The organism is Rhizobium freirei PRF 81, from assembly GCF_000359745.1.
GTDB classification, from domain to species: domain Bacteria; phylum Pseudomonadota; class Alphaproteobacteria; order Rhizobiales; family Rhizobiaceae; genus Rhizobium; species Rhizobium freirei.
Genome location: NZ_AQHN01000006.1, coordinates 99,427 through 122,574, shown reverse-complemented (window position 1 = coordinate 122,574; position 23,148 = coordinate 99,427). Strand labels below are relative to the sequence as shown.

Annotated in this window: 21 protein-coding genes; 14 read left to right on the top strand and 7 right to left on the bottom strand. The window is 62.4% G+C overall.

The window, feature by feature from the left end; translation table 11 throughout:
• The gene (gene mutM, locus RHSP_RS02710; protein ID WP_004108369.1) at positions 1 to 891 is read right to left on the bottom strand and encodes a bifunctional DNA-formamidopyrimidine glycosylase/DNA-(apurinic or apyrimidinic site) lyase; all 891 of its coding nucleotides are present in this window, start codon (positions 889 to 891) and stop codon (positions 1 to 3) included.
• A 246-nt stretch (positions 892 to 1,137) separates the two neighbouring features.
• Here mutM and ubiE point away from each other — a divergent pair, with 246 nt between their 5' ends.
• From ubiE to RHSP_RS02665, 9 genes are all read left to right on the top strand, one after another.
• The gene (gene ubiE / locus RHSP_RS02705; protein WP_004108367.1) at positions 1,138 to 1,914 is read left to right on the top strand and encodes a bifunctional demethylmenaquinone methyltransferase/2-methoxy-6-polyprenyl-1,4-benzoquinol methylase UbiE; all 777 of its coding nucleotides are present in this window, start codon (positions 1,138 to 1,140) and stop codon (positions 1,912 to 1,914) included.
• Between the two features lie 62 nt (positions 1,915 to 1,976).
• Complete coding sequence (ubiB, locus tag RHSP_RS02700) at positions 1,977 to 3,551, top strand: 2-polyprenylphenol 6-hydroxylase (RefSeq protein WP_004108365.1); 1,575 nt, start codon at positions 1,977 to 1,979, stop codon at positions 3,549 to 3,551.
• Positions 3,552 to 3,747: 196 nt separating this feature from the next.
• A complete protein-coding gene (locus RHSP_RS02695) occupies positions 3,748 to 5,331 on the top strand; it encodes an aromatic amino acid lyase (protein ID WP_004108355.1) in 1,584 nt (527 codons plus the stop codon).
• Between the two features lie 27 nt (positions 5,332 to 5,358).
• Positions 5,359 to 6,741: a dihydroorotase gene (locus RHSP_RS02690; protein ID WP_037149220.1), complete on the top strand. Its 1,383-nt coding sequence runs from the start codon at positions 5,359 to 5,361 to the stop codon at positions 6,739 to 6,741.
• Positions 6,741 to 8,015, top strand: a complete 1,275-nt coding sequence (locus RHSP_RS02685; protein ID WP_004108349.1) for a Zn-dependent hydrolase — start codon at positions 6,741 to 6,743, stop codon at positions 8,013 to 8,015. The genes RHSP_RS02690 and RHSP_RS02685 overlap by 1 nt, the downstream gene beginning before the upstream one ends.
• 3 nt (positions 8,016 to 8,018) lie before the next feature.
• The gene (locus tag RHSP_RS02680) at positions 8,019 to 9,119 is read left to right on the top strand and encodes a DUF917 domain-containing protein (RefSeq protein ID WP_037149217.1); all 1,101 of its coding nucleotides are present in this window, start codon (positions 8,019 to 8,021) and stop codon (positions 9,117 to 9,119) included.
• Positions 9,120 to 9,137: 18 nt separating this feature from the next.
• Positions 9,138 to 9,467, top strand: a complete 330-nt coding sequence (locus RHSP_RS02675; RefSeq protein WP_037149213.1) for a TfoX/Sxy family protein — start codon at positions 9,138 to 9,140, stop codon at positions 9,465 to 9,467.
• A gap of 42 nt (positions 9,468 to 9,509) precedes the next feature.
• Positions 9,510 to 11,171, top strand: a complete 1,662-nt coding sequence (locus RHSP_RS02670) for a urocanate hydratase (protein ID WP_037149210.1) — start codon at positions 9,510 to 9,512, stop codon at positions 11,169 to 11,171.
• 125 nt (positions 11,172 to 11,296) lie between these two features.
• Positions 11,297 to 11,965, top strand: coding sequence for a spermidine synthase (locus tag RHSP_RS02665; RefSeq protein WP_037149206.1), 669 nt, complete (start codon positions 11,297 to 11,299; stop codon positions 11,963 to 11,965).
• A 120-nt stretch (positions 11,966 to 12,085) separates the two neighbouring features.
• On the opposite strand, the gene RHSP_RS02660 is transcribed toward RHSP_RS02665, so the two are convergent.
• Both RHSP_RS02660 and RHSP_RS02655 read right to left on the bottom strand, forming a co-directional pair.
• Positions 12,086 to 12,472: a VOC family protein gene (locus tag RHSP_RS02660; protein WP_004108339.1), complete on the bottom strand. Its 387-nt coding sequence runs from the start codon at positions 12,470 to 12,472 to the stop codon at positions 12,086 to 12,088.
• 14 nt (positions 12,473 to 12,486) lie between these two features.
• Positions 12,487 to 13,770, bottom strand: coding sequence for an MFS transporter (locus RHSP_RS02655; protein WP_037149265.1), 1,284 nt, complete (start codon positions 13,768 to 13,770; stop codon positions 12,487 to 12,489).
• 98 nt (positions 13,771 to 13,868) lie between these two features.
• Between RHSP_RS02655 and RHSP_RS02650 the strand changes: the two genes are divergently transcribed.
• The gene (locus RHSP_RS02650) at positions 13,869 to 14,744 is read left to right on the top strand and encodes a LysR family transcriptional regulator (RefSeq protein WP_004108335.1); all 876 of its coding nucleotides are present in this window, start codon (positions 13,869 to 13,871) and stop codon (positions 14,742 to 14,744) included.
• Positions 14,745 to 14,786: 42 nt separating this feature from the next.
• Here RHSP_RS02650 and RHSP_RS02645 read toward each other — a convergent pair whose 3' ends face one another.
• On the bottom strand, positions 14,787 to 15,698 hold the full coding sequence (locus tag RHSP_RS02645; RefSeq protein ID WP_004108333.1) for a LysR family transcriptional regulator: 912 nt from the start codon (positions 15,696 to 15,698) through the stop codon (positions 14,787 to 14,789).
• A gap of 119 nt (positions 15,699 to 15,817) precedes the next feature.
• On the opposite strand from RHSP_RS02645, the gene RHSP_RS02640 reads away from it, so the two are divergent.
• Positions 15,818 to 16,582, top strand: coding sequence for an SDR family oxidoreductase (locus tag RHSP_RS02640; RefSeq protein ID WP_004108331.1), 765 nt, complete (start codon positions 15,818 to 15,820; stop codon positions 16,580 to 16,582).
• Positions 16,583 to 16,726: 144 nt separating this feature from the next.
• On the opposite strand, the gene RHSP_RS02635 is transcribed toward RHSP_RS02640, so the two are convergent.
• Positions 16,727 to 17,173, bottom strand: a complete 447-nt coding sequence (locus RHSP_RS02635) for a nuclear transport factor 2 family protein (RefSeq protein WP_200863237.1) — start codon at positions 17,171 to 17,173, stop codon at positions 16,727 to 16,729.
• 214 nt (positions 17,174 to 17,387) lie between these two features.
• Here RHSP_RS02635 and coaBC point away from each other — a divergent pair, with 214 nt between their 5' ends.
• Entirely contained in the window at positions 17,388 to 18,599 is a 1,212-nt protein-coding gene (gene coaBC / locus RHSP_RS02630) for a bifunctional phosphopantothenoylcysteine decarboxylase/phosphopantothenate--cysteine ligase CoaBC (protein WP_004108327.1), read from the top strand.
• Here the strand turns inward: coaBC and RHSP_RS02625 are convergent.
• Positions 18,586 to 19,401, bottom strand: a complete 816-nt coding sequence (locus RHSP_RS02625) for a class II glutamine amidotransferase (RefSeq protein ID WP_004108324.1) — start codon at positions 19,399 to 19,401, stop codon at positions 18,586 to 18,588. The two genes, coaBC and RHSP_RS02625, sit on opposite strands and share 14 nt — an antisense overlap.
• A 553-nt stretch (positions 19,402 to 19,954) precedes the next feature.
• On the opposite strand from RHSP_RS02625, the gene otsB reads away from it, so the two are divergent.
• Together otsB and otsA are read left to right on the top strand one after the other, a co-directional pair.
• A complete protein-coding gene (gene otsB / locus RHSP_RS02620) occupies positions 19,955 to 20,749 on the top strand; it encodes a trehalose-phosphatase (protein WP_004108322.1) in 795 nt (264 codons plus the stop codon).
• A gap of 112 nt (positions 20,750 to 20,861) precedes the next feature.
• On the top strand, positions 20,862 to 22,238 hold the full coding sequence (gene otsA, locus RHSP_RS02615; RefSeq protein ID WP_037149202.1) for an alpha,alpha-trehalose-phosphate synthase (UDP-forming): 1,377 nt from the start codon (positions 20,862 to 20,864) through the stop codon (positions 22,236 to 22,238).
• Here the strand turns inward: otsA and RHSP_RS02610 are convergent.
• Positions 22,225 to 23,148, bottom strand: a complete 924-nt coding sequence (locus RHSP_RS02610; protein WP_004108314.1) for a choline sulfate utilization transcriptional regulator — start codon at positions 23,146 to 23,148, stop codon at positions 22,225 to 22,227. The two genes, otsA and RHSP_RS02610, sit on opposite strands and share 14 nt — an antisense overlap.

Here is a 23,148-nt window from a genome sequence, read left to right as displayed (position 1 = left end):
TCAGCTCTGGCAGGCGGCACAATAGAAAGAAGAACGCCCTGCCTGGACGATGCGGCCGACCGTACCGCCGCAACCCGGCGTGCCGCAAGGCTGTGCCTCGCGATCATAGACCGAAAACGAATGCTGGAAGTAACCGAGCGAGCCGTCGGTCTGGATATGATCACGCAGCGACGAGCCGCCTGCCGCGATCGCATCGGCGATGACCTCGCGGATGGCAATGACGAGCCGCTCCAGGGCCTCGCTCGGCCTACCGCTATCGGTGACCAGCGTGCCGGCGGCGCGCAACGGCGACAGATGCGAGCGCCACAGCGCCTCGCAGACATATATATTGCCGAGACCGGCGATGTTCTTCTGATCGAGCAGCGCGCTTTTCAGCGGCTGCGCCTTGCCGGCGAAACGCTTAGCCAGATAATCGGCATCGAGCTCATTTCCCGTGGGCTCCGGCCCGAGATCGCGGAAGAAGGGATGGCTGACCATGTCGGCCCGCCTGACGATATCCATGAAGCCGAAGCGACGCGGGTCATTATAGATGACGCGCGCATCATCGCCGGCACCTGTCAGGTGAAAGACGACGTGATCGTGCTTCTCATCCTTCGAGCGTGGATGATGGAAGGTTCCGGGCGCGTCGGCGGATGCGCCAGCTTCCACCCGGAACGAGCCGGACATGCCGAGATGCGAGACGATGGTCATGCCGTCATCGAGGTCGATCAGCAGATATTTGGCGCGGCGAGACAGCGACGTGATGCCGCGCCCGGACACCGTACGGGCGAAATCGACCGGGAACGGAAAGCGCAGATCGCTGCGGCGCAGCTCCAACTCCTTCAGAACGGCGCCCTCCATGGAAGGCGCGAGCCCTCGTCGGACGGTTTCGACCTCTGGTAATTCCGGCATGGCTATCCATCTTTATGTTTCAACCGCTTATGATCTGAGCTATAGCCCAAGGCATTGCGGCTAATGATCTGGCTGATGAGATAGCGTGGCAAACGCGATTTCGCTATGGTCCGCCGCTGAATACTGCGTAATTCCTTAGATCGGGTACGATTTAAGAGTAAAATTATGCAGCGGATTTAAAGTGCTGCAGCGACCTTTGCGCGTCACATATGACGCGCGGCGCTTTAGTGTAACGGAGTTGAGCCGATGGCAGACAGCCGCACCTCCGCCGATGGCGGCATGGAAACGTCCTATGGCTTCCGCGAAGTGGCCGATGGCGAAAAGCAGGGCCTCGTCAACGAGGTGTTCCATAAGGTTGCCAAGCGCTACGACGTGATGAACGACGTCATGTCCATGGGCATGCACCGCGCCTGGAAGGATGCGATGATCGCGGCGCTCAATCCGCGAAAGGAAGCGGACTACAAAGTGCTCGACGTGGCCGGCGGCACGGGCGACATCGCCTTCCGCATCGTCGAGGCCTCGAACCGGCTGGCTCATGCGACCGTGCTCGATATCAACGGCTCGATGCTTGCCGTCGGCGCCGAACGCGCCGAGAAAAAGAAGCTTTCGGACAACCTTACCTTCGTCGAGGCGAATGCCGAGGAACTGCCCTTCGAGCCCAATTCCTTCGACGCCTATACGATTGCCTTCGGTATCCGCAATGTGCCGCGCATCGATGTCGCGCTGAAGGAAGCCTATCGCGTACTGAAGCGCGGTGGCCGGCTGCTCGTGCTCGAATTCTCCGAAGTCGATCTGCCGCTGCTCGATCGCGTTTACGACGCATGGTCCTTCAACGCCATTCCGAAATTCGGCAAGGCGATAACAGGCGATGCCGAGCCCTATCAGTATCTGGTGGAATCGATCCGCAAGTTCCCCAACCAGCAGGATTTCGCGACGATGATCCGCGAAGCCGGCTTCTCGCGTGTCAGCTTCACCAATTACACCGGCGGCATTGCCGCCCTGCACTCCGGCTGGAAGCTCTGAAGCATGATATCGAGCCATGGAACGCGCCTGACGGCCTCCGAGATCAGAGACCTTAAGACGCTATGAGTGCTTTCGGTGCATATTTCGGCCTGATCCGGGTCGGCTGGGTGCTCGTGCGCGAAGGCGTGGTGATCGCGCTCCCCTCCGAGGGGCTGCCGCCTTCCGTCAGCTTCGCAAAGTCCTTCGTCAGCATCTTCGCCCGCCGGAAGGCGAAGACCCAGGCCCGCAGCGACCGGCTTGCCAAGGCCGTCGAGCGGCTCGGCCCGTCCTATGTGAAGATCGGCCAGTTCCTGGCAACGCGACCGGATGTCGTCGGCGTCGACATGGCCGACGACCTCTCGCAGCTTCAGGACCGCATGGCCTTCTTTCCGCACAATATGGCCACAGCAGCGATCGAGGCGTCGCTCGGCCGGCGGATCGGCGATCTCTATGTCAGCTTTGGCGATCCGATTGCCGCGGCTTCCATAGCGCAGGTGCACGCCGCCGAAGTCGAGACGCCTCATGGCCGCAAGCGCGTCGCCGTCAAAGTGGTCCGGCCGGGTGTGCGCCAGCGCTTTTCCAACGATATCAAGGCGATGTACCTCGTTGCCGGGCTGCAGGAGCGCTTCATGCCTTCCAGCCGGCGCCTTCGTCCTGTTGAAGTGACGAAGACGCTCGAACAGAGCACGAAGGTCGAGATGGATCTGCGGCTGGAGGCGGCTGCGCTTTCGGAAATCGCCGAAAACACCGAGAAGGATCCGGGCTTCCGCGTTCCGAAGGTCGACTGGGAGCGTACCGGCCGCGACGTCATCACCATGGAGTGGATCGATGGCGTCAAAATGTCGGATGTCGAGGGGCTGAAGGCTGCCGGCCACGATCTCGACGTGCTCGCCGACACGCTCATCCAGTCCTTCCTTCGCCATACTTTGCGTGACGGCTTCTTCCACGCCGACATGCATCCCGGCAATCTCTTCGTCGATGCCGCCGGCATGATCGTCGCCGTCGACATGGGTATCGTCGGTCGTTTGGGACGAAAGGAACGCCGCTTCCTCGCCGAAATCCTCTATGGCTTCATCACCCGCGATTATATCCGGGTCGCCGAGGTGCATTTCGAGGCCGGCTACGTGCCCGGCCATCACAATACGGAGAGTTTTGCGCAGGCCATCCGCGCGATCGGCGAGCCGATCCATGGCCAGCCAGCCGAAACAATCTCCATGGGCAAGCTTTTGACGCTGCTCTTCGAAGTGACCGAACTCTTCGACATGGAAACGCGGCCCGAGCTGGTCATGCTGCAGAAGACCATGGTCGTGGTCGAGGGCGTGTCGCGCATGCTCAATCCGCGCTTTAATATGTGGAAGGCTTCGGAACCGGTCGTCGGCGACTGGATCCGCACCAATCTCGGTCCAAAGCGGATCATGACCGATCTGAAGGACGGTTTGAAAGCGGCTGTGAAGCTCGCCGAAGCGGCACCCGAAATCGCCGCCAAAACCGAAAAATTCCACCACGAACTCCTGCATATGAGCGAGAACGGCCTGCGTTTCGACCCGCAGACGGCCGAGGCGATCGGCAAGTCGGAGGCCAAGCACAGCCGCTCCGGCCGCTTTGCGCTGTGGGTGATCGCGCTGACGTTGCTTTACATCGCCTGGCACCTGAGCTGATCGGCGACGGCCTCCTTCGCGTCCCTGCCCGCGTTTCGCCTCTCCTGGCCTATATATCCGTGCAAACACAGAGTTGCGCGTCGGCCTAACTCGTCCGAAAATTCAGCGGCATGCTACCGATCGAGGTGTTCGCCATTTGGGATATCCCATTGGCGGTGAGGCTCGCATAGCCTTGCGAAAAAGGAGAACAAAAGACATGGAGCGTCAGAGAGCCGGCATCGAGCTCAGCGGGCAACCCCTTGGGTTCAGCGACCTGGTGCGGATCGGGGCGGGCGTCGCCCTGCCCTCGGCATCGGAAAACGGCATGGCCCGCGTGCGCCTGGCGCGAAGCGTTCTCGAAAGCACGATTCAGTCCGGCATGCCGGTCTATGGCTCCACGACCGGTGTTGGCGCCATGAAGGATGTCGAATGGTCCCCGGAAGATCTTGATGCCTTCAATCTCGGCCTCGTGCGCGCCCATCATTTCGGCACGGGGGCGCCCTTCTCCATGTCGGTCGTTCGCAATGCCATGGCCATCCGCGTCAATACCGCCTTGACGGGACAGGTCGGCTGCTCGCAGGAGCTGATCGAAGCCTATCTGCAGCTGCTTGGCGCCGATGTCATTCCCGTCGTCAGGCGCACCGGCTCGATCGGCTGCGCAGATATCGGCCTGATGGGTCAGATCGGTGCGGTTCTGACCGGCGTCGGCGAAGCCGTCTATCGCGGCCGCCGCATGCAGGCCGGCGATGCCTTCGATGCTGCCGGCATCGCCCCCGTCAGGATGCTGCCGCGCGACAGCCTGGCCTCGCTCAGCGTCAATGCCGTCAGCTTCGCTGCAGCCGCGGAAACCACCCGCAATGCCGCCTCCTCGATCCGCGTGCTGCTTGCGACCGGCATGATGGCCGCCGGCGCACTCGGCGCCTCGCGCGACCCCTGGATTGCCGTGCGCCATGTCGGCACCGCCCGCGAAGCCTTGATCGGCGCCTGGCTCTGCAATGCTTCGGATGAATGGCCCTGGCCCGTCGCAACACATGTACAGGACCCGCTGAGCCTGCGCATGATCGCCCAGGTCTTCGGTGCCGTCATCGAAAACCTGCTGACGGCCGGCCACAAGATCCTTGCCGCGACCGGTCGCTCCGACGACAATCCGGTCATCGTCGACGGACGCGTCATGACATCAGGAGGTTCTCTTCCACTCGATGTCACCATTCTGCTTGAAGGTGCGCTGATCTGCATGGCGCATGCCGCCCGCAACGCCTTCAATCGCTGCGTCCTGCTCGGCAACGGCCAACGGCGCGGCCTGCCGGTCAATCTCGTGCCGGATGGCCGGATCGCCACCGGCTTCGGCCCGATCATCAAGCTTGCCGGCGAGATCTTTTCGCGCGTTCTCTCCATGTCCAATCCGGTCTCGGCGCAGTCGCTGGTGGTTGCGGCCGGCATGGAGGACGAGGCGGCCTTCCTGCCGCTTGTCATCGAACGCTTCGAGCGGCAGATGCGCGCCTTGAAGCGCCTGGCGGCCCTGGAAGCCCTGCTTGCGGCGCAGGCGATGGACATCCTCGGCGACAGGCCGGAAGGCGTTGCGCGCATGCTCTACGACGTCGTGCGCAAGCATGCCGACTTCTATGTGGTCGACCGACCTCTTTCGGCCGAAGTCGAGGCGATCGAGGAGGAACTTGCTTCCGAGGCCTTCGTTTCGGAAATGATCGCCCATAAGCCGATCCTCGCCTATGATGACTTCTTCGCGCTCGGCTCGCTGGAGCGGGTCGAAGAGCGGCTTTATCACGACACCGTTGCTATCTGAACCAACCGACCAGCGGAGAGAATGCACATGGCGGATTTCGATCTTGTTCTGCAGGGCACCGTGGTCCTGCCGGAACGCATCGTGGAAGCGGGCTATGTCGCGGTGCGCGACGGCAAGATCGCCGAAATCGGCATTGGCGTGCCGCCGGCCGCGCGCGAGCGGCATCTGCTCGGCAAGGCGCTGATCCTGCCCGGCGCGATCGACGCGCAGGTCCACTCCCTCTCGCAGAAGGATCAGGAGGATTTTATCTGGTCGACCCGATCGGCAGCGGCCGGCGGCGTCACCACCATCGTCGACATGCCCTATGACGAAGGCAATCTCGTCTGCTCGGCAGCGGCGGTGAAGAAGAAGGTCGACCATGCTTCCCCGCAATCCCGCGTCGACTTTGCCCTCTACGGCACGGTCGATCCGGAAGAAGGTCCGGCGCGCATTGCCGAAATGGTCGAAGCCGGCGTTGCCGCCTTCAAATTCTCCACCTTCGGCACCGATCCGAAGCGCTTCCCGCGCATTCCGCCTGCGCTGCTCGATGCCTGCTTTGCCGCGATCGCTCCGACCGGCCTGACCGCCGGCGTCCACAACGAGGATGACGAAGCCGTCCGCACCTATATGGAGCAGGTCAAGGCAAGCGGCGTCACCGACTATCGCGCTCATGGCCTTTCCCGCCCGCCGATCACTGAGCTGCTCGCCATGCACACGATCTTCGAGACGGGTGCGGATGCCGGCTGCCCGGCTCATGTCGTGCATTGCTCGCTCGGCCGCGGCTACGACATCGCCCGCGCCTATCGCCGCGACGGCTTCAAAGCGACGGTCGAATGCTGCATCCACTACCTGACGCTCGACGAGGAAAACGATGTGCGCCGCCTTGGCGGCAAAGCGAAAATTAATCCGCCGATCCGCCCGCGCGCCGAAGTGGAAACCTTGTGGCGCAAGGTAGCGGAAGGCAATGTCTGGCTGGTCTCGACCGACCACGTCAGCTGGTCGGAAAACCGCAAAACCAATCCGGACATGCTGGCGAACGCTTCCGGCGTGCCGGGACTGGAGGTCATGGTGCCGCTCTTCGTCAAGGGTGCCCTGGAACGCGGCGTGCCGCTCACCTGGGCTGCGAAGCTGATGGCGGAAAACCCCGCCAGGCACTTCCGCCTCGACCATATCAAGGGCGCACTGACGCCAGGCAAGGACGCCGATATCGTCGTGCTGGAACCGCGCGAAACGATCTATGACGCCGCCGCAAGCGGCAACAACGTCGTCGGCTGGAGCCCCTATAACGGCATCCGCCTGCCCTGGACGGTGTCCGCCGCCTACCTTAGAGGCAAACAGATCGCCGAGGGACAGAAGGTGCTGGCCGAACCCGGCTCCGGCAGCTTCGTCCGTCCCTTGCCTCGCCAAATTCTAGCCGGAGATGCTGCCTGATGACCGACCCCAAGCGCCACAATCTGCCCGTCAACGCCGACCGCATCGCCGAGGACATCGATGCACTGGCCGGCCTCACCGAGCCGGGCCACCCCTGGACGCGCCGCGCCTTCTCTCCGCTTTTCCTCGAAGGACGCGCCTATATCGAGGCGCGCATGAAGGCAGCAGGGCTCACGACGCGGATGGATGCCGCCGGCAATCTGATCGGCCGGCGCGCCGGCGCCAAGCCGGGCCTTGGCACGATCCTTGTCGGCTCGCATTCCGACACCGTTCCCGATGGCGGCCGCTTCGACGGCATTGCCGGCACGATTGCGGCGCTCGAAGTGGCGCGCTCCTTGAAAGATCGCGGCATCGAGCTCGACCATGATCTGGAAATCGTCGATTTCCTCGCCGAAGAAGTCAGCATCTTCGGCGTCTCCTGCATCGGCAGCCGCGGCATGACCGGGCAGATCCCCGAGGCATGGCTCTCCCGTGTGAGCGGCGACCGCACGCTTTCGCAGGGCATAGCCGAGGTTGGTGGCGACCCTTCGGTGCTGCTCTCCCAGAAGCGGCCGGATCTCGCTGGCTTCCTCGAGCTGCATATCGAGCAGGGCCCGGTGCTGGAAGCCGAGAACAGGGATATCGGCATCGTCACCGCGATCGCCGGCATCACGCGTATCGAGATCACCGTGGAAGGCCGCGCCGACCACGCCGGCACGACGCCGATGGATCGCCGCGCGGATGCGCTGGTGGCAGCCTCGCAATTGGTCCTCGACATTCGGAGCCGCGCGGCTGAACAGGCAAAGACGCCGGGGCATTTCGCCGCGACCGTCGGCGAATTCCGTATCGAGCCGAATGCGGCCAATGTCGTGCCGTCGAAGGTCGTGCTGCTGATCGACGGCCGTGCTGAAATCCGCAGCGACATGGAGGATTTCCTGGCCTGGATCGACGGTGAGGTAAAGACCATTGCCGCCGATTTTGGCGTCACGATCAACCCGCCGGTGCGCGTCTCCGACAATATGCCGACGCCGGGCGCTCCGGTGCTGCTCGAAACGCTCGAGCGCGCCTGCGAAACGGTCGGCGCCAAGCATCGCCGCATGGCCTCCGGCGCCGGTCATGATACGGCCTGGATCGCCAAGGTCGCGCCCGCCGCCATGATCTTCGTGCCCTGCAAGGAAGGCCGCAGCCATTGCGCCGAGGAGTGGGCCGAGAATGACGACATCGCCATGGGCGCCGCCGTTCTTTTCGAAGCGGTGCGCGACATGGACAAGAACCTCAAACAGAACCGGGAGTAGCCAATGGGACGCGTACTCGTTGCCAAGGATGTGGAAGCGGCCGTCAAGGGCGGCTCCGTTTACGCCGCAGGCGGTGGCGGCTGGGCCGATCACGGCCGCATGCTCGGCTATGCGGCCGTCAATGTCGGCAAGCCGGAGCTGGTGTCGATCGACGAACTGAACGACAACGACTGGATTGCGACGGCCGCCGCCATCGGCGCGCCGGCCTCCACCACCCGCTGGGAAATGCAGGGCATCGACTATGTGAAAGCCGCACAGCTGCTGCAGGGCGAGCTTGGCGAGAAGCTTTCCGGCCTGATCATCGGCCAGAACGGCAAATCCTCGACGCTAAACGGCTGGCTGCCATCGGCCATCCTCGGAACGAAGGTGGTGGACGCAGTCGGCGACATCCGCGCCCATCCGACGGGCGACATGGGCTCGATCGGCATGGCGGGCTCGCCCGAGCAGATGATCCAGACGGCAGTCGGCGGCAATCGCGCCGAGAACCGTTATATCGAGCTGGTCGTGAAGGGTGCTACGGCGAAGATTTCGCCGATCCTGCGCGCGGCCTCCGATCAGTCCGGCGGCTTCATCGCCTCCTGCCGCAACCCGTTGCACGCCTCTTACGTCCGCACGCATGCGGCGCTCGGCGGCATCTCCATGGCGCTTTCGTTGGGTGAAGCCATCATCGAGGCGGAAAAGAAGGGCGGCAGCGCCGTCATCGATGCCATCTGCAAGACGACGGGCGGCCATATCCTGGCCGAAGGCACGATCACCAGGAAGGACGTCGTTTACACGAAGGAAGCCTTCGATATCGGCACGGTCACGGTCGGCAGCGGCGACAAGGCGGTCATCATGCATGTGATGAACGAATACATGGCGGTCGAGGATACCGGTGGCAAGCGCCTGGCCACTTTCCCCTCCGTCATCACCACGCTGTCGCCGGAAGGCGAGCCCTTGAGTGTCGGCCAGCTGCACGAAGGCATGAAGGTTTTCATCCTGCATGTGCCGATGGATATCATTCCGCTGTCTGCCAGTGTGCTCGACCCCACGGTCTATCCCTCCGTCGAAAAGGCCATGGGGATCGAGATCGCGAAATACGCTCTGGCCGGCAAGAAAGGCTGAAAAGCGCGGGAGGCGCAGATGGCACGTGACGCAGGTCTCGAAGAATTGCTGAGAGAAGAGCTCGGACCACGGCCCGGGCTTAGCGAAAAGGGAATGTTCGGCGGCTGGGCCTTTTTGCTCAACGGCCATCTGCTGTGCGGCGCGCGCGAAGACGGGATGCTGATCCGCCTCGGCAAGGGCAACGATAGCTGGGCGGTTCAGCAGCACGACGTCAACCGCATGCAGATGGGCGGCCGGACAATGCAGGGCTGGGTGCGCGCCGGGCCGGAAGCTTATGGCAACGACATGCTGCGCAAGCGGCTGCTTTTGGCCGCGCTGGACTTCGTCGAAGGCCTGCCGCCGAAGTAGCTGGCAACCGACACAAAAGATTATATCAGGGAAGGGAATTCCATGCCGAAAGCCAATCCACGTCATCCGAAATTCCCGATTCCGGGCGGCCCGGAGCTGCGCGCCAAAGGCTGGCGGCAGGAGGCATTGCTGCGCCTGCTCGAAAATGTGCTGTCGGTCGGCGAAGATCCAGACAATCTCGTCGTCTACGCAGCTCTCGGAAAGGCGGCCCGCAACTGGGCGGCGCACAAGGGCATCGTCAAGGCGCTGACTGAGATGGATGAGAACCAGACCCTGCTCATTCAGTCCGGCAAGCCGATCGGCCTCATCCGCACGCATGACAAGGCGCCGCTCGTCATCATGGCGAACTGCAACATTGTCGGGCAGTGGGCGAAGGCAGAAGTCTTCTACGAACTGCAGCGCAAGGGCCTGATCTGCTGGGGCGGGCTGACGGCCGGCGCCTGGCAATATATCGGCAGCCAGGGCGTGATCCAGGGCACCTACGAAATCTTCATGCGTATCGCCGAACGCCGCTTCGGCGGCGATCTCTTCGGCCGTTTCGTGCTGACGGCCGGCCTTGGCGGCATGGGCGGCGCGCAGCCGCTCGCCGGCCGCATGGCGGGTGCTGCGATCCTCTGCGTCGATATCGATGCGGAGCGTGCCAGGAAGCGCCAGGACATCGGCTATCTGCAGGAAATCGCGCCCGACCTCGATTCGGCGCTGGCGATGATCGATGCGGCCGTCAAGGAGAAGCGAGCGCTTTCCGTCGGTCTCGTCGGCAATGCGGCCGAGATCTACCCCGAGATTGCACGTCGCGGCATCGTGCCCGATATCGTTACCGACCAGACCTCCGCGCACGATCTCGTCTATGGCTATGTGCCGAAGGGCATGAGCCTGCAGCAGGTTAGGGATCTCCGCGACGACGGCCAGGGCCAGCTGATGGCAGCAAGCCGCGCCTCGATCGTCGAACATGTGAAGGCCATGCTGGACTTCCAGAAAAAGGGTTCCGAAGTCTTCGACAACGGCAACCTGATCCGCACCCAGGCGAAGGAAGGCGGCGTCGCCAATGCCTTCGATATCCCGATCTTCACCGAAGCCTATCTGCGGCCGCTGTTCTGCCGCGCGATCGGCCCGTTCCGCTGGATGGCGCTCTCGGGCGAGGAAAGCGATATCGCTCGCATCGACGATCTGCTCCTGGAAATGTTCCGGGACAACAAGATCGTCACCAACTGGATCAAGCTTGCCCGCGAGCATGTGCCCTTCGAAGGGCTGCCGGCGCGTATCGCATGGCTCGGCCATGGTGAGCGCACCGCGCTTGCGCGCCGTGTCAACGAGCTTGTGGCAAGCGGCGAGCTGAAAGGTCCGATCGCCTTTTCGCGCGACCACCTCGATGCCGGTGCCATGGCGCATCCCAACATCATGACCGAAGGCATGAAGGACGGCTCCGACGCCATCGCCGACTGGCCGCTGATCGACGCCATGATGCTCTGCTCGTCGATGGCCGATCTCGTCGTCGTCCATTCCGGCGGCGGCGGCTATGCCGGCTATATGACAAGCTGCGGCGTTACCGTCGTCGCCGACGGCACGGCTGCCGCAGACGAACGGCTCGACCACGCGCTGACCAACGACACCGCACTCGGCGTCATGCGCTATGCCGATGCCGGCTATGAGGAAGCGCTGGACGAAGTTGCGAAAAAGGATGTGCCCTATATCCGTTTGGGATAGGCACGTCTGTTCTTGGCAGCTTCTGGAGACTATGGTCCCGGACAATTCGAAACGACCTGTTTGCATGCAATTCCGGGCGGAAAACCGCTACACAGTTTTCCTGGAATTGCTTTGGAGAATTGCCCGTGATCCCCTGGACCTTGCTCGACACTGCGAAAATCCCCGGTGGCGGCGAGCTGCGGCTGAAGCAGCGCGGCCAGGAATTTTCCATCATGCTCGGCACCAACGAGCTGATGAACAGCCGCTTGAGCGGCTCCGAGCGCGCGCTTGCGACGCTTTCCTGCGAGAAGATCAAGAGCCGGAAGGCACCGCACATACTGATCGGCGGCCTCGGCATGGGCTTTACGCTGCGCGCAGCCCTTGGCGAGCTCGGCGCGGACGCGAAGGTCACTGTTGCGGAGCTGGTTCCGGCTGTCGTGACCTGGGCACGCGGGCCGATGGCGGCGGTCTTTGACGGCTGCCTCGACGATCCGCGCGTCGCCATCCATGAAGGCGATGTGCGCCCGCTCATCCGCGCCACCAAGGCGAGTTACGACGCCATCCTGCTCGATGTCGACAACGGGCCTGACGGTATCACGTCGGAGGCCAATGACGGTCTCTATGATTACCAGGGTCTGAAGGCGGCGCGCGATGCGCTGCGTCCCGGTTGTGTACTCGCCGTCTGGTCTTCGGGACCAGACGACCGCTTCACAAGGCGGCTGCGCGACAGCGGTTTTACCGCCGAGGTGGTCAACACGCGCGCCAATGGCAAGACAGGTGCGCGCCACGTCATCTGGCTCGCCGTGAAGGCTTAAGCTTCCCGCTGCAAAGACCGTGCGTTTCCCTCGGCGCCGGTTTTCACCCTGGTTCGGGCGTCAGGCGGATACGGTGGGCAAGCTGGACAAGGAGCGATCCGTCAGCCCGACCGTGCGATCTCAGGGGATGCTATTGGACACTTCGAGCAGGTTGCCGTCCGGATCGCGGAAATAGACCGAGAGAATGGGGCCGGTCGCGCCGGTCCGGCGCACGGGGCCTTCCTCGATTACGACACCCTCAGCCCGAAGATGAGCAATGACGTCATTGAGCGGCGTCCTGCTGATGAAGCAAAGATCAGCCGAGCCTGGCGTCGGTCGCTCTGCCTTCGGCTCGAACTCGTGCCCGGCACGGTGCAGATTGATCTTCTGGTTGCCGAAGGTGAGAGCCTTGCGGCCCTCCCCGAAGGTTTCAATGCCCATGCCGAGAACCCGGGCATAGAAATCGCAGCTCTCCTCGATGCTCGCGACCGTGAGCACCAGATGATCGAGGTGGTCGATGCGGATCATGGAAGCCTCCGGCCTTAACGGCGCGCCAGCCTGGCGACGGCAAGAGCGCTGACGAGACATAGTGCCAGCATGACGAGGATGAAGGCAATGACGGCATTCCAGCCATCGGCGAGCCAGAAATAGCCGCCCACAGAACCCGCAATGCTGGAGCCCAGATAATAGGCGAGCAGATAGAGCGAGGAGGCGTGCCCCTTGAAGCTGCGGGCAAGCCGTCCGACCAGCGCACTGGCGGCGGAGTGGGTCACGAAGAAGCCGATCGTCACCAGCACGATGCCAAGAATGATCAGCGGCAGGGAGCTGGAAAGCGTCACCGCAGCACCGAGCGCTGCGATCAGCACGCCAATCGGCAGCACGATGAAATGGCCGATGCGATCACCAAGGAGACCCGCGGCCCAGGAGGCGACGATGCCGAAGAGATAGGCGGTGAAGATCAGGCCAAGCTCAGACTGGCTGATGTCATAAGGCGCGGCAACGAGGCGGAAGCCGGCATAGTTATAGACCGTGACGAAGGAGCCCATGGCGAGGAAGCCGATGGCAAAGAGCAGAGGCAAGGCCGCATTGCCGAAATGGCCGCCCCAGGCCTTTATATGAAAGGCGGCGTCGAAGCCCTTGCGCGGGGTAAAGTTGCGCGACGGCGGCAGCAGATAGAGAAAGCCGATGGCGGCGATCAGGCCAAGAATGCCGACGGCGGCGAGCGCCGGCCGCCAGCTCAGGAATTCGGCGATCGTTCCCGTCACCACGCGTCCGGCCATGCCGCCGAAGGCGTTGCCGGCGATGTAGAGGCCCATAGCGCCGCCAAGACCACGCGGCTCGATCTCTTCGGCCAGATAGGTCATGGCGACCGCTGGTACGCCGCCCAGGAGGAAACCTTCAAGGGCGCGAACGGCGAGCAGCATATGCCAGCTCGGCGATGCCGCGCAGACGAGCGTACAGATGGCGGCACCCAGCAGCGAGATGAACATCAGGCTGCGGCGGCCGAGGCTTTCGGAAACGGCAGCAGCGCCGAAGATCGCAAAGGCCAGGAAGCCGGTCGAAAGCGACAGCGATAGCGAGCTTGCAGCCGGCGTAACACCGAAATCCTCGGAGAAGATCGGCATCAGCGGCTGCACGCAATAGAGCAGCGAAAAGGTGGCGAAACCGGAGAGAAAGAGCGCGATGGTCGCGCGGCGGAAGACGGGCGTGCCCCGCGTCAGGAATTGGCGGGACTCGGTCGGTGGTTCGCTCTTGACGAGCGTCAGTTCGGGGCGGGAGGGGATTTCGGAAGCTGTGGTTTGCTGCTTGCTGGCGGCGCGAAACATGATGGGCACCTGATCTTTCTTGCTCACAAATCTAGTCAGGTCAGCCTCATTAGTCCAATATATGACACAGGCGATCTCAATATGTTTTGGAGATAGCGATGGAACTGCGTCATATCCGCTATTTTCTGGCGCTCGCGGAAGCGGGAAATTTCACGCGCGCCGCCGCCACTCTCGGCATCGGCCAGCCGCCGCTCAGCCAGCAGATCCGGGATCTGGAGAACGAGGTGGGAGCGCAACTGTTCCACCGTGTACCCCACGGCGCGGAGTTGACGGCAGCAGGCGAGGCCTTTCTGGCCGAAGCGAAAATGGCCGTCGATGCGGCGGAAAAGGCAAGGCTCGCCGCCCAACGCGCCAATCGCGGCGAAATCGGCCGCCTGTCGCTCGGCTTCACCGCCTCCTCCGCCTTCAACACCATAGTCACGTCAACCATCCGCGAGTTTCGCGGTCACTGGCCGGACGTGCGGCTGTCACTGACGGAGATGAATAGCAAGGCACTGATGGAACGGCTGATGCGCGGCGAGATCGACGCAGCCTTCATTCGTCCTGGCCTGGAAGACCCGCGGGATGTGCGACTGAAACGCTTTGCCGACGAGCCTATGCTGATCGCGCTGCCGGCGCATCACCCGCTGGCGAAGAAGGAGCGCTTGCCGATCGCCGCACTGGCCGGCGAGCCTTTCATTCTCTTTCCGCGCACCGTGGGGCTCAGCCTCTATGACGATATCGTTGGGGCTTGCCGCGAAGCGGGCTTCGAGCTCGTAGTGATGCAGGAGGCCCCGCAGATCCCCTCCGTCGTCAATCTCGTTGCCGCCAACCTCGGTGTTTCCATCGTTCCGGCTTCGATCGCACAAATCAAGCTCGACGGCGTCGCCTATCGGCCGATCGATGGGCCGCCGGTCGTGGCGCGGCTCGGCCTTGCCAGCCTCAAGGCGCAGCGATCGCCTGTCATTGCCAATCTGATGAGCCTGATTGCTTGATCAGGCGTTTTGAGAATCCGGACGCAAAACCGCTTCGCACTTTTATTGGAATTGCTCCAGCTCCCAATAGGGAGGATCGCCGAACGCCTTCTTCAGATGGTCGGCGATCGCCCGGAGCTTTGCCGAGGGATTGCGTCCTTCGGGATGGGCCAGGAAGATGAATTCCGGCTCTGGCCGGTAGCCGACATCGATCTCGACGAGCCGCCCTTCTCGAACCGAGGGTCCCGCGATGAAGGCTGGCAGCAGAGCAATTCCCAGCCCGGCAATGGCTGCATCGTGAAGGACATCGCCATTGTTGACGCCCAATGCCAGCTTCCCGCGGATGGCGACAGCACCATCCGGCCCCTGGAAACGCCAGTCGGCCACACCACGATTGGTGTAGAAAATACCGCGATGATCCTCGAGATCGGCGAGCGAGGCAGGCGTGCCGTGGCGGCCGAGATAATCCGGTGACGCCACAAGAAGACGGCGGCTGCGGGCGAGCTTCCATGCAACGAGGCGCGAGTCGGCAATCAAGCCATGGCGAATGATCGCGTCATAGCCATCCGATGCGGCATCGACCCGGCGGTCGTCGAGATCGAGCGTCAGCTCGATTTCCGGATGCTCTGCCAGAAACGGATAGAGAGCCGGGCCAAGATGCATGCGGCCGAAGGTGACGGGTGCTGCGATGCGCAGCGGTCCCATCAGCGTGCCGCGCCGCTCGGCGAGATCAGCCGCAGCCTCGCGGACCTCCTGTGCAATGCGGGTAGCGCGTTGCAGAAAGGCGGCGCCATCCTCCGTCAGGGTCAGCTTACGGGTCGTGCGGTGAAGCAACGTCGCCCCCAATGCCTTCTCCATTTCCGACAGGCGCTCGCTGACCACGGATTTCGACAGGCGCAGGCGTCGCGCCGCCTCGCTGATCGAGCCAGCCTCGGCTACAGTCACGAACGTCACGATCCCGTCGATCTTCAGCATCGTTCGGAAACTCCGAATTCGAATTCCTCTTTCTGCAGACTAATCCGAACGATCGGAAAATGCCATCTTCCTCGTATCGGACAAACCGAAAGACACATCCTCACACAGGAGATGGAACAATGAACCGCTTGAATGGAAAAGTCGCAATCGTAACCGGCGCGAGCTCCGGCATCGGCCGCGTCACGGCAAAGCTCTTCGCCGCCGAAGGCGCCAAGGTTGTCGTCGGCGCTCGCCGGATCGCAGAACTGGAAAGCCTCGCCGCTGAGATCAAAGCCGCCGGCGGAGAAGCAGCCGTATTGGCCGGCGACGTACGCTCGGAAGACTACCACAAGGCGCTGGTCGCGCTTGCGGTCGAGCGCTACGGCAAGCTCGATATCGCCTTCAACAATGCCGGCACGCTCGGCGAAGCCGGTCCCAGCACCGAGGTTTCAGAGGCAGGCTTTACCGAAGCGCTGGCGATCAACCTCACCGCGTCGTTCCTGGCCGCCAAGCATCAGATAGGCGAAATGATCAAGCACGGCGGCGGCTCCGTGATTTTCACGTCGACCTTTGTCGGCCATACCGTCAGCTTCCCGGGCGTTGCCGCCTATGCCGCCAGCAAGTCCGGCCTGATCGGCTTGACGCAGACGCTGGCCGCTGAATTTGGCCCGCAGAATGTGCGCGTCAATGCCGTACTGCCGGGCGCTGTCGATACCGATATGTATCGGGACATGAACGATACGGCCGAAAAGCAGACTTTCATCACCAATCTGCATGCGCTGAAGCGCGTCGCCGGCCCCGAAGAGATTGCTCGCTCGGTCCTCTACCTCGCCTCCGATGACGCAAGCTTCGTCAGCGGTACGGCTTCGCTGGTCGACGGCGGCCTTTCGATCACGCGTACCTGACCGAGCATTTTTTGCCGACGCAATTATCGAGCCGGCAGCTTCGGAACATGGATATGATCTCGCAACATAGGAAATTGTTGCGGGATCATGTCGCTTGAATGCTTTGAATGAGCCGCGGATTCTATTCCCTTGCGGCCCTTCCACTCAGAACATCGTATTATTGTTCTTCGACGTCTCGGGGATCGGCTGCACCGAGTCCCAATGTTCCTGGATCTTATTGTCCTCGACACGGAAGATATCGACGATGGCGCTGCCGCGATCGCCCGGGTGGCGTACGGCGTGAACGCGCAGAATCACATAATCGCCATCGACCAGCACGCGCTTGATCTCGCTCTTCGACTGCGGCTCATTCTTCTTCAGATAGTCCAAGAAACCGCGCAGGCCTTCGGGACCGTCGGCGGCCATCGGATTGTGTTGGATATATTTGCCAAGATATTTGGAAGCCGCGTCGAAGTCTTTGTCGTTCAGCGCCTTCTGGTAGAAATCCAGAACGATCTCCTTGTTCTTCTGCTCTTGCGGTGAATAGGCGCGTTCGGCAAAAGCAGGCATGGCGGCGGCCATGAGTGGCAGGGCGATGACAGCGACTTTCATGAGTTTCAAGGCGTTGCTCCTTCGATCGTTAACATATTCAATGTTGTCGAGACGGAGCGCTCTCGCAAATGACAAGGGTGTGATCCCGACGTGATCATCTGCCGGAAATGGCGAGAAAGAATGGCCTACAACCGCGATGAGAGAATGCCGCGATTGCCTATGACACACCAAAGGCTTAGGCTTACGAGCAAAAGAACAGGCGACGGGTTCAGGCATGGTTCTCGCAGGAAAGCGCATCCTTCTTATCATCTCCGGCGGGATCGCGGCCTATAAGAGCCTCGATCTTATTCGCCGGCTGCGCGAGCGCGGCGCGAGCGTCCGGCCCGTCATGACCGCAGGCGCGCAGCAGTTCATCACGCCGCTTGCCGTCGGCGCTTTGGCTGCCGACCACGTCTTCACCGATCTGTTTTCACGAGAGGATGAACAGGATGTCGGCCATATCAGGCTGGCGCGCGACTGCGACCTCGTGCTGATCGCCCCGGCAACCGCCGACCTGCTTGCCAAGATGGCGAATGGGCTGGCGGACGATCTCGCCTCGACCATAATGCTTGCCACGGACCGGCCGGTTCTGGCGGCACCTGCCATGAACCCGAAGATGTGGGCGCATCCGGCAACCAGGCGCAATGTCGAAACGCTGCGTGGTGATGGCATCGCCTTCGTCGGCCCGATGACGGGAGAAATGGCCGAAAGCGGCGAGGCCGGCGCTGGCCGGATGGCGGAACCGCTCGATATCGTCGCGGCGGTCGAGAGACGGCTGGATAACGGCGCCAAGCCGCTTGCGGGCAAAAAGGCGATCGTCACCTCCGGGCCGACGCATGAGCCGATCGACCCCGTGCGCTACATCGCCAACCGCTCGTCCGGCCGGCAGGGCCATGCGATCGCGGCAGCCCTCGCAGCGCTCGGTGCCGATGTCACCCTCGTTTCCGGCCCGGTCTCGATACCCGATCCGGCCGGCCTCAATGTCATCCATGTCGAGCGGGCGGAAGAAATGCGTGATGCCGTGCTCGCAGCCCTTCCCGCCGATATTGCCGTGATGGTGGCGGCTGTCGCGGACTGGAGGGTCGCTTCGGCCTCCGACCAGAAGATCAAGAAGCATCCGGGCGAATCGATCCCGACGCTGGCGCTTACGGAAAATCCCGACATATTGAAAACGGTCGGCCACCATACGCAGCGGCCAAAACTCGTCATCGGCTTTGCCGCCGAAACTCAGGATGTCGAGAGCAATGCCCGCGCGAAGCTGGAGCGCAAGGGCGCGGACTTCATCGTCGCCAACGACGTCTCACCCTCCACCGGCATCATGGGCGGCACGCGAAATCGCGTAAAGATCATCAGCCATGACGGCGTCGAGCAATGGCCAGATCTCGACAAGGATGAGGTGGCGACACGGCTTGCGGCCCTGATCGCCGGGACGATCATGCAGAGATAGCGGCTGGCGTCAGTGTTTCGTCAGTGGCGCGCTGTTGCGGCTGAAAGGGCGTCACATGGACCCCTGTATCGTCGATAAGCACGGCACTGCCATCGGGAATTTCGCGCCAAGCGTCGATGTCGTCGTTCAGCGGTTCCGACACGAGGCAGTATCCTGAGCCGACAGGCGACGCATAAAGCGTCGGCGCCTTGCGGTCGGTCGCATAGCGTATGGCATAGAGCGACTTGCCATCGGAAAATGCGGCGGTGAACCGCACCAGCACCGAGCCGGTCAGATGCAGCGAAAGCCCCTCGACGAAGCCTATGGTTTCGGCCACCGCCGCAATCGGATTGGCAGCCATGCCGAATTGCATCGCGAGCAGGAAGAGCAGCTCGGAATCGGTCGTGCCGCTGCGGGCATGGAACAGCCGGTCGTCGAGCATGGCTTCCATCGAACGCCGCAGGCGGTCGAAATTGGAAATCTGGCCATTGTGCTGGAACGACCAGTTCTCGAAGACGAAGGGATGACAATTGTCTCGGCGCGTGCCGCCGCCGGTGGCCGCGCGGACGTGGGCGAGGAAGAGCGGCGAACGGATCTGCCGCGCCAGGCTCTTGAGATTGCAATCGGACCATGCGGGCAGGATATCGCGGTAGCGCCCAGGCTCCGGCCGATCGCCGTACCAGGCGATGCCGAAGCCGTCACCGTTGGTGGCCGTCTTGGCGCGTGTGGCGCAATGGGATTGTTCGATCAGGGAGTGGGCAGGCGAAGACACCAGCTCCTCCAGATAGAGGTGGTCTCCACGATAGGCTGCCCAGCGACACATGCGTCTTTCACTCCAATTCCCGCTGCATTCCTAGTCTCGCGGGAGAATGGCAAATCTTGGACGATTGTTTATGCGGAATGGGTAATAAAGTCTTAATTTTCCATACCGTGATTTCCAAGATGACAGATATTTGACGCTTCGTCCGATCACATTTCGCATCGCAACATTTTCTTCGTGAAGCCCGCTGCAACAGGGCTTTTGCCGCGGATGCGGCGACGGGCGATATTTCGATGCGACAAGACGCGTGAAGCTCCAGGACATTGCCCCCCTTGCATCGGCTCGAATTTGAGCTACGTTTAGCGGGTCTGAAACGTAACGAAAGGAAGGTGATCCAATGTCTAGTGGGATTTCGGTCTTGGTATCTGGCATGGAAATGGTCGTGAACGTTGCGAGGCAGCCCTCGCTCTGATCAACACCTTCCCGAAGCGTTCGCCGCTTCAGGCCAGTTAAGGGCCAAAGCTCATGGGGGGTCGCTTAAGGCGGCCCCTTTTGATTTTCTACCCTTCGTTTTTTTTGCCTTGCCAAATGGGAAGAGCGCCTTAGCTAATCCCGCATGTCTTCTCAGGAACAGCCCGGACGGGGCGAAGCCGAACAGAGGCCGCTGAAAGAGCCGGCCCTTACCGCACTCTCATTGCATCCGCAGGATTGGGCACTGTTCCTCGATATCGACGGAACCCTGCTCGACCTCGCCGAAAGACCGGAAGAGATCATCGTTCCGGACTATCTGCCCGGCACGCTCCATGCACTCTCCCGCCAGCTCGGCGGCGCTCTGGCACTGGTGACGGGCCGCGCCATCGAATTCGTCGATCCGCTCTTTGCCCCTTTCCGCTTTCCCGTTGCTGGCCTGCACGGCGCGGAGAGGCGCGACGCGGGTGGAAGGCTGCGGCGCGCGCATATTCCGCCCGCCTTCCAGGAAATGAAGCAGATCATCCAGCGCCAAGCCATGGCCTGGCCCGGCGCCATCGTCGAGGACAAGGGGGCAGCTGTCGCGGTTCATTTTCGGCATGCGCCCGGAAGCGAAGCCGAGATCGGCGAAGCCATGCAGCGCCATCTGGAGGAAGCCGGTCCCGACTGGAACCTGCAGCGCGGCAAGATGGTGATCGAAATCTGCCCTGCTCACGCAAGCAAAGGGCATGCCGTCGAGGCGTTTCTGGCCGAAGCGCCCTTCGAGGGACGCCGCCCGATCACGATCGGCGACGACGTGACCGACGAAACGATGTTTGCCGCCGCAAACCGTCTCGGCGGCCAGTCCGTGCGCATCGGCGAAGCCGATGAAAAAACGCTGGCCCGCGCATCCATTGGCTCGCCTGCGCGTTTAAGAGATGTGCTGGGAACGCTCGTCAAGTAGCCCGTCGATCACTTCGGCAGCCTCCAGCTTGATATTTTCTCGCAACTCCGAACGGAAAACCGCTGCGCACTTTTCCTGGACTTGCTTCAGCCATCTCGAAAGGAAGAATTCGTTGAGTCGTCTCATTGTCGTTTCCAATCGTGTTTCCGTGCCTGATCACAAGGGCGCCGCAGCCGCCGGCGGCCTTGCCGTAGCGCTGCAAGCTGCCCTTGCCGAGCGCGGCGGCATCTGGATGGGCTGGTCGGGCAAATCGAGCGGCGACGCCGAACCCGAGCCGCTGCAAATAACGCAGGACGGCAATATCACCTATGCGCTCACCGATCTGACCCAGACCGATGTCGAGGAATATTATCAGGGCTTTGCCAATCGCGTGCTCTGGCCGATCTGCCACTACAGGCTCGATCTTGCCGAATATGCCCGCAAGGAAATGACGGGCTATTTCCGCGTCAACCGCTTTTTCGCCCACCGGCTTGCACCATTGATCGAGCCCGACGACATCATCTGGGTGCACGACTATCATCTCATTCCGCTCGCAGCGGAACTGCGGCAGATGGGATTGAAGAACCGCATCGGCTTCTTCCTGCACATTCCCTGGCCGCCGGCAGATGTGGCGCTGGCCATGCCGGTGCATGAGGAGATCATGCGGGGCCTTTCCTCCTACGACCTGCTCGGCTTTCAGACGGCCTACGATCTCGAGAATTTCGCGGGCTGCCTGAAGCGCGAAGGCATGGGCATCGAGAAAAGCCCCGGCCATTTCAGCGCGCATGGCCATGATTTTCGCGGCGGCGCCTATTCGATCGGTATCGAGACGGCAGGCTTTGCCGCCTTCGCCCGCAAAGCCGCGTCGCACAGCATGGTACAGAAGGTACGGAAAAGCATCGAAGGCCGCGATCTGATCCTCGGCGTCGACCGGCTCGATTACTCCAAGGGCATCACGCAGCGCATCGACGCCTTCGAGCGTTTCATTACCAACAATCCCGCGCACCAGCGCAGCGTCACCTATCTGCAGATCACCCCGAAGTCGCGCTCCGAAGTGCCGGAATATGAGGCAATGCAGCATGCCGTTGCCGAGCAGGCCGGGCGGGTGAACGGCGCGATCGGCACGGTGGACTGGGTTCCCATCCGCTATATCAACCGCTCGATCAGCCGCCCGATCCTGGCTGGCCTCTACCGGCTCGCGAAAATCGGGCTCGTGACGCCATTACGCGATGGCATGAATCTCGTCGCCAAGGAATATGTCGCGGCACAGGATCCGGAAAATCCCGGCGTGCTGGTGCTCTCCCGATTTGCGGGTGCTGCGCGCGAGCTCAAAAGCGCCCTGCTGGTCAACCCCTATGATGTCGACGGCACGGCAAATGCGATGGCGCGCGGCATCAACATGCCGCTGGAAGAACGGCAGGAGCGATGGCGCGGCATGATGGACCACCTGCTCAAGAATGACGTATCGCACTGGTGCGAGACGTTTCTGGCCGATCTCACATCGGAATAGCTCGCGATTGCCCAGCGGCGGCTTCGGCGAGCAGCCATTGCGCCAGTTGCTCGGCATGCGGGTTCGGCTCCAATGGCGGCAGCAGCCAATAGCCACGCTCCGGCGCTTCCAGCATCGGGCCTGCCGTTACCAGCGTCCGGGCTGTCAGCAGGGAATCGACGAGCCCCATCCAGCCAATCGCCACACCCTGCTCGCTGAGTGCTGCCTGCACGACCAGCGAATAGGTATTGAAGCGCAGGTCGCCGCGACCGGCGTAAGCGTCCCGGGCGATGCCGAAGGCGGAAAGATAGCTTTCCCAGTCGAACCACAGAGACGGCATCTCCGAATCGAGATGGACCAGCGTGGTGCCGGCGAGTTGCGAGGGATCGGTGAACGGGCCATGGCGCTCCTCAAAACCCCTGGTGCAGATCGGAACGACCTTCTCCGGCAGGAGCAGCGTCGCTGCCGGGCCGAACTCGCTGCGCGTGCCGAAGAACACGGAGATATCGCCGCTCTCCGGCGCGCCGCGATCCAGCCGCTGAGTGGCGACGATCTGGATATCCACCTCCGGGTGAAGAAGCCGGAATGCATGCATGCGGGGGATCAGCCAGAGGGCAGAAAAGGCATAGTCCGTCCGCAGACGAACGGATGGACGCTCCGCCTCGACGCGGAAGCTGCGCACGAGATTGTCTACGCCGCCGACCGCCTTCTCCACGATCTCGAACAGGCGCTGGCCCTCTGGTGAGAGCTCGACGCCGCGATGCTGGCGGCGAAACAGCGCAACGCCCATCTGCTCCTCGATGCGGCGGATCTGATAGCTGACGGCGGGCTGTGTCAGACCGAGAGCAGCGGCGGCGGCAGAGAGGCTGCCGGAGCGCCCCACCTCCAGAAAGATCCGCAGCCAGCCAAGATCGACAAGACGTTCAGCCAT